The following is a 17,244-nucleotide window of genomic DNA, read 5'->3' on the forward strand; positions in this document are numbered from 1 at the left end:
CGTCGCGGACGGGAGAATCGGTGCTTTTTTGCGCGCGAACGAGGCGCCGGCGCCTTCGCTTATTAGAGCATTCCTTGCATCTCGCCCATGCAAGAAGCGCATACGTAACGTTCTTTGAATTCGCTGACGCCTTCCATCGAAGAACAGAACACGCAGCGGGGGCGATAACGCTCCAAAATGATATGGTCACCCTGCACCAAAATTTCGACAGGATCTCCTTCATTCATTTGGTACCTTTTGCGCAAGGATTTCGGCAGCACGATGCGGCCGAGTTGATCCACTTTACGAACGACTCCAGCAGGTTTCAACGCAGTTCCTCCCATTCGTTTCCGGTAATCTAAGCTAGTGTAACCTGAAACCTTAGCCTTTTTTTACTTTCGATAGTGAGCCTTTATTTCCTTCTTTAGACGTATTTTGCTTAGAATTGTACAATATTTCGACATAAAATGCGAAAAATAGTCGAAATTCTACGCTTTTCCGACATCAGCCCTCCAGGCCGGGAAACCCGGTCTGGCGAAGCGCTTCGAAGACGACGATCGCCGCGGAATTGGCCAGGTTCAGCGAACGGACCTTGTCGGTCATCGGGATTCTCATCCCCGTATCCGGGTTGGCGTCCAGCAGCTCCTGCGGCAGCCCTTTCGTCTCTTTGCCGAACACGAAGAAGTCCCCGTCCCGGAATTGATAGTCGCAGTAACGCTTGCTGACGCGGGTGCTCGCGAAGAAGAAGCGCCCTTCGGGATGCTTGTCCCGGACTTCCTGGAAGGAATCGTAATACGAGATGTTGACGGCGTACCAATAGTCCAGCCCGGCCCGCTTCAGCACCCTGTCGTCCGTGGAGAAGCCGAGAGGGCGGACGAGGTGAAGATGCGTTCCCGTCGCGGCGCACGTCCGGGCGATGTTGCCCGTGTTCGCCGGAATTTCCGGTTCGACCAGCACGATGTGAAATGCCATTGGGGTATGCTGCCTCCTTATTCGGAACGTTGCGTTTGCCTTTAACCTTTGATTATCCCCGATAGGGATTCGAAAGGAAGCGTTCAAACAAAAACCGCGGCCTAAGCCGCGATTTCGGTTGGACGATCCTCGTCATCTTTGCTTCCTTCCGCTCGTTCCTCTATCCGATTAGCCGTTGCGGCGCTTGAAGTCGTTCATGAAGTCGACCAGAGCCTTGACGCTGGCGAGCGGAACGGCGTTGTAGATCGACGCCCGCAGGCCGCCGACGCTGCGATGTCCCTTCAGCCCGACGAAGCCTTGCGCTTCCGATTCCTTCGCGAATTGCTTCTCCAGCTCTTCGCTGCCGAGCCGGAACGTGACGTTCATGATCGAGCGGCTGCCTTCCTGGGCGACTCCGCGGTAGAAGCCGTCGCTGCCGTCGATGGCGGCGTACAGCAGGCCGGCCTTCTCCTTGTTGATCTTCTCGATGGCCGCGGCTCCGCCTTGGGCCTTGACCCAGTTCAGAACGAGGTTCGTCATGTAAATGGCGAACGTCGGCGGGGTGTTGTAGAGCGAATCGTTCTTCGCATGCGTGGAGTACCGCAGCATCGTCGGGACCGTCAGGGAAGGGGTGCCGATCAGATCCTCGCGGATGATGACGATCGTCACGCCGGAAGGACCGAGGTTCTTCTGGGCTCCGGCATAAATAAGGCCGAATTGGGAAATGTTTAGCGGGCGGCACAAAATATCGCTGGACATGTCGGCCACGAGCGGCACCGAACCCGTCTCCGGGTACTCGGCCCATTGCGTGCCTTCGATCGTCTCGTTGGACGTGAGGTGCAGGTAGGCGGATTCCGGAGCGATCTTCAGCTCGGCCGCGGACGGAATGCGCGTGAACTTATCCGCTTCGGAAGAGGCGGCGATCGCCGTCTCGCCGAACAGCTTCGCTTCCTGGATCGCCTTCGTCGCCCAACTGCCCGTGGAGACATACGAGGCGACTTTGCCGGGCTGCAGCAGGTTCATCGGCACCATCGCGAATTGCGTGCTGGCTCCGCCTTGGATGAACAGCACCTTGTAATTGTTCGGAATGCCGAGCAGCTCGCGCAGCAGCTGTTCCGCTTCGTGGTGTACGCCTTCGTAGATGGCGCCGCGGTGCGACATCTCCATCAAGGACATGCCGGAGCCCTTGTACTCGACGAATTGCTCCTGCGCCTGTTCCAGCACCTCAAGCGGCAGCGCGGCCGGTCCCGCGTTGAAATTGTAAGCCCGATTGCTCATTCCATTTCCCACCTTGTGCATATTCATGATAGGCTTATCATATCAAAGCGCCATAGGGACAAGCAACCGTCTAAACGTCCGAAATGATGTCGATTATAAGAAATTCCGAACGAAAGCGGTGCGCAAAATGGAGAATCTTCGTCTTTATCTCGGAATCGCGTTGTCGAACGAGGCGGAAAAGAGGCTGGCTTCACTGTCGGAACGGCTGGCGCGCGACCTGGTCTTCCGGTCCTGGACCCATCCGTCCGATTACCATATGACGCTCCACTTCCTCGGCGACACCCCCTCGTCGCGGGTCGACTCCGTCGCCGAGGCGGCGCGGGCCGCCGCGGCGAACGCGGCGCCGCTGGCGCTCGAGCTGGGCGAGCCCGGCACGTTCGGCTCTCCCGCGGCGCCGCGCATCCTCTGGTGCGGCGTCCGGGAGCCGGGCGCCGCCGCCAGCGGTGCGGGCCTGTCCGCGCTGGCGGCGCTGCAGGCCGAGCTCGGGCGGCGTCTCGCCGCCTCCTCCGGCTTCGTGCCGGAGGAGCGTCCGTTCCGCGCGCATATTACGCTCGCGCGCGGAGGCGGCCCGGGCAGCGGGGATTCCGCCTCCCTCCGGGCCGCCTGGTCCCGCGCCGTGCAGGCGCTCGGCTCCCGCGGCGACGGAACCGCGCAGCCTCTCGCGCCTGACAGCGGCGACGGCCATAACGTCCAGCCGCCCGCTACCGCCAGCGGCGAAGACAGCGGCCGAGCCCTCGTTGACGGCCCCGCCGGCTTCTGGACATCGAGCGGAATCACGCTGTACCGCTCGCACCTCGGCCGGCGCCCCAGCTACGAGCGCATCGCCGAATTCCCCTTCGGGCTCTAACGGCGGCCCTGAGACTTGCTCGAACATTTTTGCCGCTGCCCGTACTGCCCTTGCGCGGTGCCCTTTCCGTGCAGAAGGAATCCTCTTCCGTCTTCGCCGTCCCATTATCCCTTCGCGTCAGGAGGCCCTGACGCTTCGCATCCCTTTTGCTTTTCTCGCGATACGTCCTCTTATCCCTTCCGGTCAGGAGCCGGGCCCGACCACGCATTACGAATTATGCATTACGCCTAGCCGCGCCTTACGACCACTATCCCTTCTGCTCAGGTACAGAACTCCCCGTCCTCCCACTATCCCTCCGACTCAGGCGTGGGATGTCGTTCGCGCCACTACCTTTTGTCGCCTTATCCCCTCCCATCAGGATAACGCTCGTTCGTCTCCCTGATTCGACGGGATAGGGGGACGTCCCCCTCGATTCCGCACCTCTGCCTCCTGACCCAAGGGGATAATGGCACGCTGCTTAGGTTCTCGCAGCCTTCTCTCTGATTCGACGGGATAGGGGGACGTCCCCCTCGATTCCGCACCTCTGCCTCCTGACCCAAGGGGATAATGGCACGCCGCTTCCGTTCTCGCAACCTTCTCCCTGATTCGACGGGATAGGAGTACGTCCCCTCGATTCCGCCCCCCCCTGCCTCCTGACCCAAGGGGATAATGGCATGCTGCTTCCGATCCCGCAACCTTCTCCCTGAATCGACGGGATAGTGCCATGTCAAGCCTTAACCCTGACGTCGACCGCAGACGACAGACAGGCGACAGACAGCTCCGCCATGCCGTCCCCCCGCTTGTCCCGGTAAAAAATGAAAAAGCTCCCCGAAGGGAGCTTGACGAGCGTATTGGGGATTAGCAGTCGAAGTAGAGGCCGTACTCGTACGGGTGTACGCGGATGGAGACGGCTTTGGCTTCGGCGCGCTTGAACGCGACGTAGTTGTCGATGAATTCCTTCGTGAAGACGCCGCCTTCGGTGAGGAATTCGTAGTCGGCTTCCAGAGCGTCCAGCGCTTCGTCCAGGGTTCCCGGAACGCTGCGGATTTCTTTCTTCTCTTCGTCGGACAGCTCGTAGATGTTTTTGTCGTACGGGCCATAGCCGAGCGCGGTCGGGTCGATCTTGCGCTTGATGCCGTCCAGGCCGGCCATCAGCATAGCCGCGAACGCCAGGTACGGGTTCGCCGTGGAGTCCGGCGTGCGGAACTCGATGCGGCAGCCCTTCGGAGTAACCGCTGCGACCGGAATCCGAACGGCAGCGGAACGGTTGCCCTTGGAGAATACGAGGTTAACCGGAGCTTCGTAACCCGGAACGAGACGCTTGAACGAGTTCGTGGACGGGTTCGTGATCGCGATCAGAGCCGGAGCATGGTACAGGATACCGCCGATGTAGTTCAGCGCCATCTGGCTCAGGTTCGCGTAACCGCCTTTCTCGTAGAAGAGCGGCTCGCCTTCGTTGAAGATCGATTGGTGAACGTGCATGCCGCTGCCGTTGTCCCCGAAGAGAGGCTTCGGCATGAACGTAGCGACTTTGCCGTATTGGCGAGCTACGTTGTGCACGATATATTTGTACTTCATCAGGTTGTCGGCGGTCTTCGTCAGGGTGTCGAAGCGGAAGTTGATCTCCGCTTGGCCGGCCGTCGCGACTTCGTGGTGATGACGCTCGACGCGAAGTCCGGATTCTTGCAGCAGGCGAACCATCTCGCTGCGGATGTCTTGTTGGGAGTCGACCGGAGCGACCGGAACGTATCCGCCCTTGACGCCGACTTTGAACGCGAGGTTGCCGCCCTCTTCCTTGCGGTTCGTGTTCCAAGCCGCTTCCTCGGAGTCGACGAAGAAGGAGGAAGAGTTCATGGTCGATTCATAGCGAACGTCGTCGAAAATGAAGAATTCGGATTCGGGAGCGAAGAACGCAGCCGTGCCGACACCCGTCGTTTGCAGGTACTCTTCGGCCTTGTGAGCGATCGAACGCGGGTCGCGCTCGTAGCGAACGCCGTCCGGCGTATGGATGTTGCTCATGACGATCAGGGTCGAATGAGCCGTGAACGGATCGACATAAGCGGTCTCCGCGTCCGGCATCATGACCATGTCGGATTCTTCGATGCCGCGGAAGCCGGCGATCGAGGAACCGTCGAACGCAACTCCGTTCACGAACGTTTCTGCGTCAACTTCGGAAGCAGGCAGCGTGATGTGGTGAGCGCGGCCAGCCAGGTCTACGAATCGGAAATCAACGAACTCGATGTTTTTTTCCTTGATCAATTCCAATACTTTTTGTACGGACATTTTCGAATTTCCTCCCCATTTCCGAACATTAAGTCTTCATTTCACCTTGAACGTTCAAGTTTAACCCAACTCACTGAGGCTATTATAATTCTCGCTATAGGGAGCGTCAATAGTTATGTAAGGTATTTTTTGTGGAAGTGTAAGCTATCCTCACACTTTCATAAAAGGTTCACAATTTGGCCACAGACCCGGCCGCCCCAACCCTCTCCCCGAAGCCGGGAAGCCGCGCCGCGACTCGGTTCTTCGGCGATAATCGCCAAAAATGAAGAGGCCGGATAAAGCGCTTTCCGGCCTCTTCTCCGACGCGCGTTCCCAACCGGGCACGCCGTCCGATCGTTCTATTTTTCTCGACGCCAACAAACCTAACGAAAAGCAATCTCTTCCATTATAAGGAATACGTCTCAACGCCCCTTCAAATCGAACAGCTCGGCCAGCAGCTCGTAGCTCCGCATGCGCAGCCTGAAATCCGACATGATGCAGGTAACGATCACTTCGTCGGTCCGGTAGCTGTCCGCGAACGCGGCGAGCGCCTTCCGCACCCGGTCCGGCCCGCCGACGATCATCCGCTTCCGGTTGTCGGCGATTCGGGCGCGATCCCACTCCGAATAGGGGTAGGCCGCCGCTTCTTCCGCCGTCGGGAACGGCCGGCCGAACTCCCCCTTCTCGTTATAGAGCAAGCGCAGGTCCATCGACGAGGCCTCCCGTTCCGCGATTGCGTCGGTGTCCGCGCAGATGACGAACACGCAAGCGTTCACCCGCGGCATCGTCCCGAGAGGGCCCGGGCGGAACGAACGCAAGTAATCCCAGACGGCGCCCTGCCCGCCGTAGCCGTTAATGAAGTGGGCGAACGAGAAGCCCGCCCCCATTCGGGACGCCACGGCGGCGCTGTAGCCGCTCGAGCCGAGCAGCCAGATCTCCGGGACCGTCCCGACCCTCGGAGTGGCGCGAAGCTCCGCCAGCGGGTGCTCCGGCCCGAGCGGCGGTCCCGACTCGAGATAAGCGCCGAGCTCCCGCAGCGTCTCGGGGAACCGCTCCTCGGGCGGCTTGGGAGCGCCGTTGCGCAGAGCGATCGAGGCGAGCGGCATTCCTCCCGGCGCGCGGCCGATGCCGAGATCGCACCTTCCGGGGTAGAGCGCTTCGAGCACGCGGAAGTTCTCCGCGACTTTGTAAGGGCTGTAATGCGGCAGAAGCACGCCTCCCGATCCGATGCGGATGCGCGACGTGTTCGCTCCGATCGCGGCGAGCAGCACCTCCGGCGAGGACCCGGCCAGCCCGGTCGTATCGTGATGCTCCGACACCCAGAATCTCGAATAACCCAACCGATCGGCCGCCCGCGCCAGCTCCAGCGTATGCTTGAAGGCGACGACGGCGTCCTCTCCCCGGCCGATCGGCGACTGGTCCAATACGCCCAGCTTCAAGACCATGCGGACACCTCCCTGTTCCACTAGTATGCGAACCTTCTCCCGTCAAGAATAGCATAAACCTTCGCTTATGAACGAAAACCGCCCGCTCGGCTCGAGGGCCGAACGGACGGTCTTTTCTCTTCCTTTTCTTATTCCGTTCCGGTCTTGACGCCGGCAGTTAGATCTTCCAGGTGCGGAACGCTTCCGCCGGCTCCTTCGCCGTGTCGAACCGCTTGCCGAGCAGCGGAGCGAGCTGCTCCAGCTCCTTCAGCAGGTTGGCGAACTGGTCCGGGAACAGCGATTGGACGCCGTCGCCCGTCGCCGAGTTGTCGGGATCGGTATGCATCTCGATGATCAGGCCGTTCGCGCCGGCGGCGACGGACGCCTTCGTCATCGTCTCGACCAGCTCGCGGCGGCCGGTCGCGTGGCTCGGGTCGGCGATGACCGGCAGGTGGGACAGCTGCTGGATGACCGGAATGGCGGTCAGGTCGAACGTATTGCGCGTGTACGTCTCGAACGTACGGATGCCGCGCTCGCAGAGCATGACGTTCGGGTTGCCGCCGGCCAGGATGTATTCCGCCGCGTTCAGCCATTCGTCGTAGGTGGCGCTGAAGCCGCGCTTGAGCAGGACCGGATTCTTGATCGTGCCCAGCTTGCGGAGCAGATCGAAGTTCTGCATGTTGCGCGTGCCGACCTGCATGATGTCGGCGTATTCGGCGCAGATGTCGACGAATTCGGGCGCCATCACTTCCGTGATCGTGACGAGACCGTACTTGTCGCCGGCCTCCTTCATCCACTTCAGTCCTTCCACGCCGATGCCCTGGAAGCTGTAAGGACCGGTGCGCGGCTTGAACGCGCCGCCGCGAAGCACTTGGCCGCCGGCCGTCTTGACCAGACGGGCGATCTCGTCGATCTGCTCCGGCGTCTCCACCGCGCAGGGGCCGCCCATGACGACCAGGCTGTCGCCGCCGATCTTGATGCCCTTCACTTCGATGATCGTGTCGTCCGGATGGAAGTCGCGGCTCGCGAGCTTGTAGGACTTGGAGATCTTGATGACGTTCTCGACGCCCTTCATCGACCGGATATGATCGGCCAGGTGCGGGTCGGCCTTGCCGATGATGCCGATAACCGTGCGGTCCGTTCCGCGGGATACGTGCGCTTGGACGCCGCTCTGTTCGATGTATTTGACGATCTCGGAGATTCGTTCTTCGGAAATTTGCGGGGATGTAATGACGATCATGATTCCTCACGCTCCAGTTAGTTTTAACGCTTATCCGCTTCGACGCTTATCCGCTTTTAAGCTTTGATCCGTTAAAGCAACTATATCGAAAAAAAGGCAGGATGTCAACGCCGTCGTTGCGCGTATCGAGGAGAATTCCCCATCGACTCGCGAGCTTCGAGCATTGCGCATCTCTTGCCTTTATCTTATTCAAGAACCGTGTTCGCCTCCACCCGGGCTCGATTCAGCCTCCGCTTCTCCCGTCTCTTCCGCTTGAAGGCTTCGACGCTGTAGCGGATCGGGAAGTAGAAGAGCAATCCGAGAATCGCCCCGTCGATAATTCCGCCGACGATCAGCTTCAGATTGAGCAGCAGAATGTGATTGATCCACTCCGGCAGAAACGAGATTTGAATCGCGAAGTTCTTCGGCAGCACGGTTCCGGCCATCTTCGCGTTCAGGAAGGACATCGGAATGTAGATCATCTTCCCGAACAGGAAGCCGACCAGCGCCGCCGCGAAGCTTCCGCGAAGTATGAAGTTCAGCGGGAAGATGAGCAGGAAGGACGTCCCGTACGTCGGAAGGTTGAACATCTCGACGAACAGGCCGACGGCGAATCCCATGGCGACGACGGACGCCCCTCCCTTGGCCCTGAGAAGCTTGACGTATTGGAATTTGAGCCAGCGCGGAATCTTGCGTATGGTGTTCATAGGCGCTCCTTTCTCGCTGTCTACGGCGCCGATTCCCTCACCCCTATACCGTTTTGTCCCTTACGGTAGGCAGCAGCTTGTTCATGTTGACGGTTCTGCGAATCTCCCAAGTGTCGGGATTGTTAGGATCGTACTGCTCCAAGTATTGAATGACTTCCTTCGTAAGCGGCGTCGGAGTGGAAGCGCCCGACGTGACCGCGACCCGTTCGATGCCTTCGAGCCACTCCCGCTTGAGCTCGGACAAATCCGAGATCCGGTAGGCCGGAACGCCGGCGATCTCCGAGGACACCTGCGCCAGCCGGTTCGAGTTGTTGCTCCGCGGATCGCCGACGACGATGCACAGCTGCGCTTGCCCCGCCTGATCGGCGACGGCTTCCTGGCGAACCTGCGTCGCCAGGCAGATCTCGTTATGAATCTCGGCGGACGGATACGTCTGCAGCAGCTTGGCCATCAGATGCTTGATATCCCATTGGGACATCGTCGTCTGGTTCGTGATGATGATGCGGTCATTCTTCAGGTTCAGCCGCGCGATCTCTTCTTCCTTCTCGATCAGGTGAACGTGCTCCGGCGCGATGCCGACCGCGCCTTCCGGCTCGGGATGGCCCTTCTTGCCGATGTAGATCACGTCGTAGCCGTCGGCGACCTTCTCGCGAATGAGATCGTGCGTCTTCGTCACGTCCGGGCACGTCGCGTCGACGATCGTCAAGCCCTTGTCGCGGGCGCGCTTGCGTACCTCCGGAGAGACCCCGTGCGCGGTGAAGATGACGGTGCCGCTCTCGATCTGCTCGAGAATCTCGAGCCGGTTCGGCCCGTCCAGCGTAATGATGCCTTCGTCCTTGAACGAATCCGTCACGTGGCTGTTGTGAACGATCATGCCCAAAATATAAATAGGGCGGGGCAGATCCAGGTTCCGGGCCGTCTGCAGCGCCAGAACCATGGCATCGACCACGCCATAGCAATAGCCTCTCGGAGATATCTTCACGACTTCCATTGTCTAACGCCTGCTTTCCCGCCCTTGTTGTAGTGATTCAAGTCTCCCTGTTCGGAAGCTCCGGGCGTACCGTACCTTCTATTATATCGCATTCGGGAGGTTCGGAAAAGTCGATGGGCAGCCAGACGATAAACCGGCTTCCTTCCCCGAGCTTCGTGCGGACCTCGAGGGAGGCGTTGTGCATGTCGGCGATCCACTTGGCGATCGACAGCCCGAGGCCGGTGCCGGGCGTCTGCCCCCGCGAGACGTCGACGCGATAGAAGCGGTCGAAGATGTGCGGCACTTCCTCCCGGCTCATGCCGATGCCGGTGTCCGAGACGATGAGCCCGACCTTGTCGTCCGCCCGGACGGATTCCAGCCGCACTTCGCCGGACGGCGTGTACTTGAACCCGTTCTCGATGAAAATGAACAAGAGCTGCAGCAGGTAATCGCGGTTCCCCTTCACCCAGACGCCGTCCAGCGCGTCCAGCGACCCGAGCTTCCATTCCGCGGTCCGCGGCAGGAACGCCGCCCGGCGGGCCGCCTCCTCCGCCAGCGACTTCAGCTCGACGCGCTCCATGTCCATAACGTAGCCCGCGTCGGCCCGGGCGAGCGACAGCAGATCGTTCACGAGCCGGCTCATCCGGCGCGCTTCGTCCGCGATGTCGTGGATCGCTTCCTTGGACATCGACTCCCGCTCCGCGATGGTGAGCGCGCGTCCCGAAGCGCCCGCGCTCTCCGCGTCTTCCGCGCCGCCCGACTGCCGGCCGCTGTCCGCCCATATTTTCTCCAGGAAGTCGACGTTGCCCCGAATCGTGGTCAGCGGGGTGCGCAGCTCGTGGGAGGCGTCCGACACGAACCGGCGCTGGGCGATATTCGTCTCTTCGAGCCCGTTGTACGCCCGTTCGATCCGCTCCAGCATATGGTTCAGCGTGCTCCGCAGGCGGCCGATCTCGTCCTGGCTGTTCCCCGGAATGCGGATGCTCAGGTCGACCCCGCTCTGAATGCGCTCGGCCGCTTCCGTCACCTGCTCGATCGGACGCAGCGCCTTGCGCGAGAGGAAGAGTCCGAGGAGGAACGCGACGAGCAGACCGGCGGCTCCCGTCAGCAGCAGGATAGTACGAAGCTGGGAAAACAAAGTTTCTTCTTTATAGGTGTAAGCGGCAATCTGCAAGAGAGCGACAACCTTGTCGCTTCCCCTTAAGTAAAGACTTTGCTCCAAGACGTAGAAGGGGTGGCCATTTACCTTATATTTGACGAAACGATCGCGAGCATGCTTCTGATCAGGGTATGGGAATTGGATATTGTTCTGAAGAAGAAAACTGGTTTGGTCCCCCATGACGCCTTTGCCGTCTTGCGTATAAAGAATAAGCTGCGCGCCCATCTGATCGCGGCCCAATTCGCCTGATTCCCGAAGCGTTAGAGGGGTCTGGGTGAAATTCCCGATATTGAAATCATAGCCCATATTGTCCGCTTCGGATCTAAGTTTGTGTCTTACGTCCTGCATCGTATTGTGATAAACAACGTAATAGACCAAAAATCCGAACGCCACCAACGTAACGGCGAGCAGTCCCGAATACCATAAGGTGAGGCGGAGCCGGATGGACATGGCGAATCAGCTTTCTCCTTTCAGCACATACCCGGCGCCCCGGACGGTCAGAATGAGCCGGTTGCCTCCGTGCTCCTCCAGCTTCTGCCGGAGCATGGCCACGTAGACCTCCAGCACGTTCGATTCGCCGCTGTAATCGTAGCCCCAGATACGCTCCATGATTTGATCCCGGGAGAGCACCCGCTTCGGATTCTGCATGAACAGATGGAGCAGATCGAATTCCTTCGCGGTCAATTCGATGCGATGCTCCCCGCGCATGACCTCGCGCGCGTCCACGTCCATGAGCAGGTCCTCGTACCGCAGCTGGTGGTTGTCCTCGGCCTGCTCCGGCTTGCGCCGCAGCAGCGCGCGGACGCGGGCCATCAGCTCCTCTAGCGCGAACGGCTTGACGAGATAATCGTCGGCTCCCATGTCCAGCCCCTTGACGCGATCCTGCACGTCGTCCTTCGCCGTCAGCATGAGGACCGGCGATTGAATGCCCGCGGCCCGTAGCCGGCGGCACACCTCCCAGCCGTCCAAGATCGGCATCATGACGTCCAGGATGACGAGGTCCGCATGCCGGCCTTGCAGAATCCGCAGACCCTCCTGCCCGTTCGGAGCGGTCGTCACCTCGTAGCCCTCGAAGGCCAGGCTGCGCCGAAGCAAAGAAGTGATTTTCTCGTCGTCGTCGATCACTACAATATGAGATCTCATGCCATACTCCTTTTGACCGTCGTTAATCAAAGCCCGTGGCCCGTTCCGTAATCCCTATTTTATTTGAAAAGGGGCAGCCGTGGAAGACTGCCCCTTCTCCGCTGGGTCCGGGATCCGCGATCCGGCCCGCGATTATGGTTGCTGCTGCTGTTGCTGCTCGAGCTGATCCTCGAAGGCGTTCTTGTCGCCGATCTCGACGTTGATGTCGACCTTCTTCCCGCCGCGAATGACGTTCAAGGTCACCTTGTCGCCGACGTTCTTCTTCTTGATCGCCTCGATCAAGTCGGTCGACGTCTTGTAGGTCTTGCCGTCCATGCCGGTGATGACGTCGTATTGGCGAAGATCTCCCTTATATGCCGGCGAGTTGTACAGAACGCTGTAGACGTAGGAGCCGCTGGCGCTGTCGAGGCCCAGCTGCCTTGCGATCGTCGAGTTGACGTCCTGCAGCGTCGCGCCGATGAACGGAACCGGCTTCGAAGGAATCTTCGTGTTCGTCTTCAGCTTATCCAGCACTTCGCTGATCGTGCTCGTCGGAATCGCGAAGCCGATGCCTTGCGCTTCCGAGCTGACGGCCGTATTGATGCCGATGACTTCGCCGTTCAGGTTCAGCAGCGGGCCGCCGGAGTTGCCCGGGTTAATGGAAGCGTCCGTCTGCAGCAGATGCTCGTAGTTGCGCGTGCCGTTCGTGTCCTGGATGCTGATCTCGCGTTCGTTGGAGCTGAGCACGCCTACCGTCACCGTATGGTCGAAGCCGTACGGGTTGCCGATGGCGACGACCCAGTCGCCCATGTTCGTCGCGTTGGAATCGCCCAGCTTCAAGGTCGGGAAGTTGCTGCCCTCGATCTTGAGGACGGCCAGGTCGAGATCGTAGCTCGAGCCGAGCAGCTTCGCCGTGAACGGCTGCTCGTAGCCGTTCACCGTGACCTTGATCTCGCTCGCGCCGTCGATGACGTGCTCGTTCGTCAGAATGTAGCCGGTCGAATCGAAGATGAAGCCGGAGCCCATGCCGCTCTTCTGTTCCTGCGATCCGCCGCCGTTATTCCCGCCATTGCCGCCGTTGCCGTTGCCGTAGTCGTCGCCGAAGAACTGGCGGAAGAACGGATCGTCGAACAGGCTGTTGCCGCCCGAGCGGTTCTGCACCGTCGTATACGTCTCGATCTTGACGACCGCCGGGCTCGCCTGCTCGAAGATCTTCGAGATGTTGTTCGGCCTTACGGTATCGACCGCGTTGGAGACGGTGCTGCTGACCGGCTTCGCGGAAGTCGCCTGCGTCGGGGACGATCCGCCCGCAAGCTGCGTTCCGGAGAACCAGTTGCCGCGGTCCGCCGCGAACATCAGGCCGCCGACGGCCACGACGCCGACCATGAACGAGGCGAATACGGCGCGAAGCGACGTGCGGCGGCGGGGAGGATTCTCCCAGTGGCGCCCGTTGCCCGAGACGGTGAACGGACGGTATTCCCGGTTCGCCGGCAGGTGTCGGCCGGAGCCGTCCCCGCTGCCGGAGCCGGCGGACGAAGCCGCCCCGAACGGACCGTACGTGAACGTCGTCGCCTCGGTCCGGCTCTCGTTCCCGCTCTCCCGGCCGGAGACCGGGCCGTACGGGCGGTACACCGTCTCGCCGGCATCCGCCGCTTCCGCTTCCGCGCGTTCCGCGGCGGGCTCGCGCTCTTCGGCTTCCCGATTCTCCTTCGACGGCTCTTCTGCATATCGGAATCCGAACAAATCTTCCGGCTTCTTGAATTGATCACTCATCGTCTATTCCTCCTCTAGTCGCGCGGCGCCCGGGTCTTGCGCGTCTTGGGCGGTCGCGATCTCCGTTCTGCTTGACTCTATCTTCGCTCGTCAACCTTAAAACTATATTAAACCGAAATGAGCCGAAACTAAAAAGATGAACGGAAGATGAACGACGGCGCCGGATTTCCAGAAAAGGCGGCGCCCCCCGGTGGGCCCGGAGGGCGCTCGCATCCGCCGCCGCTTCAGGCGGGATAAATTCTCTCTACCTCTTCCAGGCGTTCGCGGGCTTCGTCGATCCATCTGGGCTCGATATCGGCGTCGGGCTCGACCGGATCCTGGAATTGATCGAACACGGCCCCGAACGTCCGGGGCTGGGCTTCGGCGTCCAACCCTTCGTTATACAAGTGCTTGAGCACGTAAGGCTCGTCGAACCGGATCTTCGCGTCGTTCTCGGCCGTCTCGCCGTCGAGATTCCCGTTCGTCACGCGGAACGGAAGGCGCAGCCATACCTTGTTCCCTTCGTCGAGGGCGCAGTCGAACGAACCGCGGTCGTACTCCCATGCCCCTCCGAGCGCGAAGCCTCTCTCGGCCAGCGCGCTCCGGACGGGAGCGAATTCCTGTTCCTGGCCGGTCAATCGGGACTGCAGCGGATGCACGGACAGTCCTCCCTTTTTATCTTTAGCGTAACCGTTTTTTACGCAAGTTATCCCTTTCCGCCCATGGGAAAGGGATCGAAGGGGGCTTATGTCCGTTCGCTATTGGGCCCAGCCTTTGCGGTGGGCGTAGATGGCGAGCTGGGTCCGATCCTCCGCCTCGCACTTCATGAGCAGGTTGCTGACGTGCGTCTTGACCGTCTTGATGCTGATGTGCAGCTCGTCTCCGATCTCCTTGTTCGACTTGCCCTCCGCGATCAAGAGAAGCACCTCGCGCTCCCGCTCCGTCAGCCCTTCGTCTTCCTCCTGGACCGAGCGGCGCCTGAGGCCGCGGGTGAGCGCCTGCGACACTTCCCCGCTCATGACCGGCATGCTGCGCATCGCGCCTTGCATCGCGTAGATCAACTCGTCCGCGGACACGGTCTTGAGCACGTAGCTGACCGCTCCCGCTTCGATCGCTTCGACGACTTTGTCGTCCTCGAGGAAGCTCGTCAGAATGACGATGCGCAGACCGGGATATCTCTCGAGCAGCGCCCGCGTCGCCTCGACGCCGTTCATGTCGGGCATCATCAGGTCCATGAGCACGAGCTGGGGCATCTTGCCGCCGTACCCTCCGTTAGCGAGGGCGTCCAGCGCTTCCTTCCCGCTCGACGCCTCGCCGATGACGGAGAAGCGCGGGTCCAGCATCAGATACGTTCGCAGGCCCGTTCTTACCATTTCGTGATCGTCCACGATCAGCACGTTGCATGCGGTAGCTTCGGCATTCATTCTACTGGCTCCTTTTGGGGTTGAAAATGTAGGAATGTCGGAGATCCGTCAAAATTTGGGGACCCAGACGCGGACGCGCGTGCCGGAGCCCGGCTTCGTCACGATCTCCGCCTCGCCGCCCAGCTTCTGCGCCCTCTCCTGCATCGTGGACAGGCCGTAGGTTCCGGCTCGCACTTGCTCCGCCTTGAAGCCCGAGCCGTCGTCCTCGATCTGCAGCGAGATGCGGCTGTCCGTCTCTCCGAGCATGAGACGGACTTCCTTGGCGTCCGCATGTTTGACGACGTTGGCCATCGCTTCCTGGATGATCAGGAACATCTGATGCTCCTTCGCTTCCGTCAGCTCCACGTCGGATTGAATCTCGAGCGTGCCCTGCAGACCGTTCTGACGGCAGTAGTCCGGGAACCAGCGGTCTAGCGCCTCGTGCAGCGTCCGTCCCTGAAGCTCCATCGGGCGAAGCTGCGCGATGAGGCCCCGCATCTGCCGCTGGGCGGACGAGGACATGACGATCAGCTGCTCCATCACCTTGCGCCCTTGTTCGGCGTCCAGCTCCATCAGCTTCGGAAGGGAGGAGGACGCCATGTGCAGGGCGAACAGCTGCTGGCTGACCGTATCGTGCAGGTCGCGCGCCAGACGGCGGCGTTCCTCTTGAACGGCCGCTTCGAGCGCCGGAGCCTCTTCCATGACTCGCTGCTCCCCAAGCTGCTGGAGCAGCTTCATCCGGGATTCCAGCTTCGCGACCATCGCGTTGAAGTCCTGGTACGTCTCCGCGAAGGCGTCTCCCTGGATGTCCGGAAGCCGGACGCTCCAGTTGTTCGCCGCGGCCTGCTTCATCGCCAGCTGGAGCTGATCGATCCGCCTCTGCGTCCGCCTTCCCAATATATACGCGAAGGCGATATGGAAGACGATCAGCCCCGGCCCCCAGCTCATCCACCATTCCGGATTCGAGAAGTCGCCGCGCGTCGTTTTCCAACTGATATAGATAAGCCCCATCAAGACGGCCGACGAAGCGCCGGAGTAGAAGGCCCACTCCCACTTGCTGTTGCGGATCAGCCTCATCCCGGACTCAACCTACCTTCGTCACTCGGACGTCGCCGATGAACGTGCTGACGATAAGAACGATCTGACGGGAGGCGTCGATATACCCCGGAGTCTCCACGTTCATCTGGTTGAACAGGCCTCCCCGCTTCTGCTCCATCACCTTGACGTCGCCGACCAGGCTGCTCGATACGACGCGCACCCCGACGGAGAAGTCGTTCGGCACGAACACCTTGACGTCGCCGATGAACGAGGAGACGTAGATCTTCGTCTCGCCGAGAGGAATCTGCGCGCGGGTAAGGTCCAGCTTCGTGTCCCCGATGAAATGGGAGATGCTCATCGGGCGAAGCTCGAAATAATCCTGCCCGATGACGAAGTCGCCGATGAACCGGCTGTGGTCCTCGCGCCCGTACTCCTGGTAGCCGCTCTTCCACGGCGGCTGGTGGTGTTCCTTCCAATATTGATGCTTCCAGTGGCGCCCTTCCTTGGAACGGGGATCCCCGGAAGGCATCTCCCGGAACGAGGGACCGGCGGACGGACCGGACGACGGGGACGGGCCGCTCCCTTCCCCGAACGGAGGCCGCGAGCGGTCTCCGGCGTCGTTCTTCTCCTGCGGAGAAGGTTCGGGACCGAAACCGTACTCCGCGTCGTAAGGAGGAGGCGGGGGCGGAGGCCCCATGTCCGGGCCCGGAGCCGGCGGGGGCGACGGAGGCGACTGGGGCGTCACGGAATTCCAACCGTTCGGCTCTTCCCTCTTCGCTCGGGAACGTCCGCCGCGGGTCATCAGACAGAGCCCGTAGACGATGAGAATGACCGGACCGGCGAATCGGATCAGATCGCCGAAGTCCCATTCGACCCATCCCATGTTCTTGCCGAGGAAGAAGACGCCGACCAGGATGACGATCGGGTTCCACCAGAACCCTCCCTGGCGCTGGATCAGCAGCCCTTGAACCCCGACGAGGATCAGGATGATCGGCCAGAAGTTGCGGAACAGCTCGCCGATGTCGATCGAGATCGCTCCGGTCTGGTTCAGCAGGAAGACGACCCCGCCCCCGACCAGGACGATCCCCCAAAATATTCGATGCAAGACGGATTGCTGCATAATCGATTCCTCCGTTATAAGCGGGTTGCTCTCG

General features: G+C 60.8%; 16 protein-coding genes. 1 reads left to right on the forward strand and 15 read right to left on the reverse strand.

What is annotated here, in order from left to right; genetic code table 11:
* Positions 1-62 precede the first annotated feature (62 nt).
* The 3 genes from H7B90_RS09580 to serC all read right to left on the reverse strand — a co-directional run bounded on the left by H7B90_RS09580 (position 63) and on the right by serC (position 2,208).
* Positions 63-308: an AbrB/MazE/SpoVT family DNA-binding domain-containing protein gene (locus H7B90_RS09580; RefSeq protein WP_185135644.1), complete on the reverse strand. Its 246-nt coding sequence runs from the start codon at positions 306-308 to the stop codon at positions 63-65.
* Positions 309-483: 175 nt separating this feature from the next.
* A complete protein-coding gene (trmL, locus tag H7B90_RS09585; RefSeq protein WP_185135645.1) occupies positions 484-951 on the reverse strand; it encodes a tRNA (uridine(34)/cytosine(34)/5-carboxymethylaminomethyluridine(34)-2'-O)-methyltransferase TrmL in 468 nt (155 codons plus the stop codon).
* A 168-nt stretch (positions 952-1,119) separates the two neighbouring features.
* Positions 1,120-2,208, reverse strand: a complete 1,089-nt coding sequence (serC, locus tag H7B90_RS09590) for a 3-phosphoserine/phosphohydroxythreonine transaminase (RefSeq protein ID WP_185135646.1) — start codon at positions 2,206-2,208, stop codon at positions 1,120-1,122.
* Positions 2,209-2,335: 127 nt separating this feature from the next.
* Between serC and thpR the strand changes: the two genes are divergently transcribed.
* A complete protein-coding gene (gene thpR, locus H7B90_RS09595) occupies positions 2,336-3,055 on the forward strand; it encodes an RNA 2',3'-cyclic phosphodiesterase (protein ID WP_185135647.1) in 720 nt (239 codons plus the stop codon).
* Between the two features lie 837 nt (positions 3,056-3,892).
* Here thpR and glnA read toward each other — a convergent pair.
* The 12 genes from glnA to liaF form a co-directional block, all read right to left on the reverse strand.
* Positions 3,893-5,317 (reverse strand): type I glutamate--ammonia ligase, encoded by a 1,425-nt coding sequence (gene glnA / locus H7B90_RS09600; protein WP_185135648.1) that lies wholly within the window; start codon positions 5,315-5,317, stop codon positions 3,893-3,895.
* A gap of 401 nt (positions 5,318-5,718) precedes the next feature.
* Positions 5,719-6,741, reverse strand: a complete 1,023-nt coding sequence (locus H7B90_RS09605) for an LLM class flavin-dependent oxidoreductase (RefSeq protein WP_311772703.1) — start codon at positions 6,739-6,741, stop codon at positions 5,719-5,721.
* Positions 6,742-6,898: 157 nt separating this feature from the next.
* Positions 6,899-7,960 (reverse strand): 3-deoxy-7-phosphoheptulonate synthase, encoded by a 1,062-nt coding sequence (gene aroF, locus H7B90_RS09610; protein ID WP_185135649.1) that lies wholly within the window; start codon positions 7,958-7,960, stop codon positions 6,899-6,901.
* A gap of 185 nt (positions 7,961-8,145) precedes the next feature.
* Complete coding sequence (locus tag H7B90_RS09615) at positions 8,146-8,646, reverse strand: DUF2062 domain-containing protein (RefSeq protein WP_185135650.1); 501 nt, start codon at positions 8,644-8,646, stop codon at positions 8,146-8,148.
* Positions 8,647-8,689: 43 nt separating this feature from the next.
* Complete coding sequence (locus H7B90_RS09620) at positions 8,690-9,637, reverse strand: 4-hydroxy-3-methylbut-2-enyl diphosphate reductase (RefSeq protein WP_185135651.1); 948 nt, start codon at positions 9,635-9,637, stop codon at positions 8,690-8,692.
* Positions 9,638-9,674: 37 nt separating this feature from the next.
* Positions 9,675-10,790 (reverse strand): sensor histidine kinase, encoded by a 1,116-nt coding sequence (locus tag H7B90_RS09625; protein ID WP_306421778.1) that lies wholly within the window; start codon positions 10,788-10,790, stop codon positions 9,675-9,677.
* Between the two features lie 441 nt (positions 10,791-11,231).
* Positions 11,232-11,918, reverse strand: a complete 687-nt coding sequence (locus tag H7B90_RS09630; protein WP_185135653.1) for a response regulator transcription factor — start codon at positions 11,916-11,918, stop codon at positions 11,232-11,234.
* A gap of 132 nt (positions 11,919-12,050) precedes the next feature.
* Complete coding sequence (locus tag H7B90_RS09635) at positions 12,051-13,670, reverse strand: S1C family serine protease (protein WP_185135654.1); 1,620 nt, start codon at positions 13,668-13,670, stop codon at positions 12,051-12,053.
* Positions 13,671-13,894: 224 nt separating this feature from the next.
* Positions 13,895-14,308: a YugN family protein gene (locus tag H7B90_RS09640; protein WP_185135655.1), complete on the reverse strand. Its 414-nt coding sequence runs from the start codon at positions 14,306-14,308 to the stop codon at positions 13,895-13,897.
* A gap of 99 nt (positions 14,309-14,407) precedes the next feature.
* Positions 14,408-15,073, reverse strand: a complete 666-nt coding sequence (locus H7B90_RS09645) for a response regulator (RefSeq protein ID WP_185135656.1) — start codon at positions 15,071-15,073, stop codon at positions 14,408-14,410.
* A 48-nt stretch (positions 15,074-15,121) separates the two neighbouring features.
* A complete protein-coding gene (locus tag H7B90_RS09650) occupies positions 15,122-16,129 on the reverse strand; it encodes a HAMP domain-containing sensor histidine kinase (protein WP_185135657.1) in 1,008 nt (335 codons plus the stop codon).
* A 7-nt stretch (positions 16,130-16,136) separates the two neighbouring features.
* The gene (liaF, locus tag H7B90_RS09655) at positions 16,137-17,210 is read right to left on the reverse strand and encodes a cell wall-active antibiotics response protein LiaF (RefSeq protein ID WP_185135658.1); all 1,074 of its coding nucleotides are present in this window, start codon (positions 17,208-17,210) and stop codon (positions 16,137-16,139) included.
* Positions 17,211-17,244: the final 34 nt, after the last annotated feature.

The sequence above is a fragment of the Cohnella xylanilytica genome, from assembly GCF_014212175.1.
In the GTDB taxonomy this organism is placed as follows: domain Bacteria; phylum Bacillota; class Bacilli; order Paenibacillales; family Paenibacillaceae; genus Cohnella; species Cohnella xylanilytica.

Excerpts from the sequence above, each read along its gene's own strand:
- thpR (WP_185135647.1), top strand. The coding sequence starts at position 2,336 with ATGGAGAATCTTCGTCTTTATCTCGGAATCGCGTTGTCGAACGAGGCG.
- aroF (WP_185135649.1), bottom strand. The coding sequence starts at position 7,960 with ATGATCGTCATTACATCCCCGCAAATTTCCGAAGAACGAATCTCCGAG.
- H7B90_RS09605 (WP_311772703.1), bottom strand. The coding sequence starts at position 6,741 with ATGGTCTTGAAGCTGGGCGTATTGGACCAGTCGCCGATCGGCCGGGGA.
- H7B90_RS09630 (WP_185135653.1), bottom strand. The coding sequence starts at position 11,918 with ATGAGATCTCATATTGTAGTGATCGACGACGACGAGAAAATCACTTCT.
- H7B90_RS09615 (WP_185135650.1), bottom strand. The coding sequence starts at position 8,646 with ATGAACACCATACGCAAGATTCCGCGCTGGCTCAAATTCCAATACGTC.
- H7B90_RS09645 (WP_185135656.1), bottom strand. The coding sequence starts at position 15,073 with ATGAATGCCGAAGCTACCGCATGCAACGTGCTGATCGTGGACGATCAC.
- trmL (WP_185135645.1), bottom strand. The coding sequence starts at position 951 with ATGGCATTTCACATCGTGCTGGTCGAACCGGAAATTCCGGCGAACACG.
- serC (WP_185135646.1), bottom strand. The coding sequence starts at position 2,208 with ATGAGCAATCGGGCTTACAATTTCAACGCGGGACCGGCCGCGCTGCCG.
- H7B90_RS09650 (WP_185135657.1), bottom strand. The coding sequence starts at position 16,129 with ATGAGGCTGATCCGCAACAGCAAGTGGGAGTGGGCCTTCTACTCCGGC.
- H7B90_RS09635 (WP_185135654.1), bottom strand. The coding sequence starts at position 13,670 with ATGAGTGATCAATTCAAGAAGCCGGAAGATTTGTTCGGATTCCGATAT.
- liaF (WP_185135658.1), bottom strand. The coding sequence starts at position 17,210 with ATGCAGCAATCCGTCTTGCATCGAATATTTTGGGGGATCGTCCTGGTC.
- glnA (WP_185135648.1), bottom strand. The coding sequence starts at position 5,317 with ATGTCCGTACAAAAAGTATTGGAATTGATCAAGGAAAAAAACATCGAG.
- H7B90_RS09620 (WP_185135651.1), bottom strand. The coding sequence starts at position 9,637 with ATGGAAGTCGTGAAGATATCTCCGAGAGGCTATTGCTATGGCGTGGTC.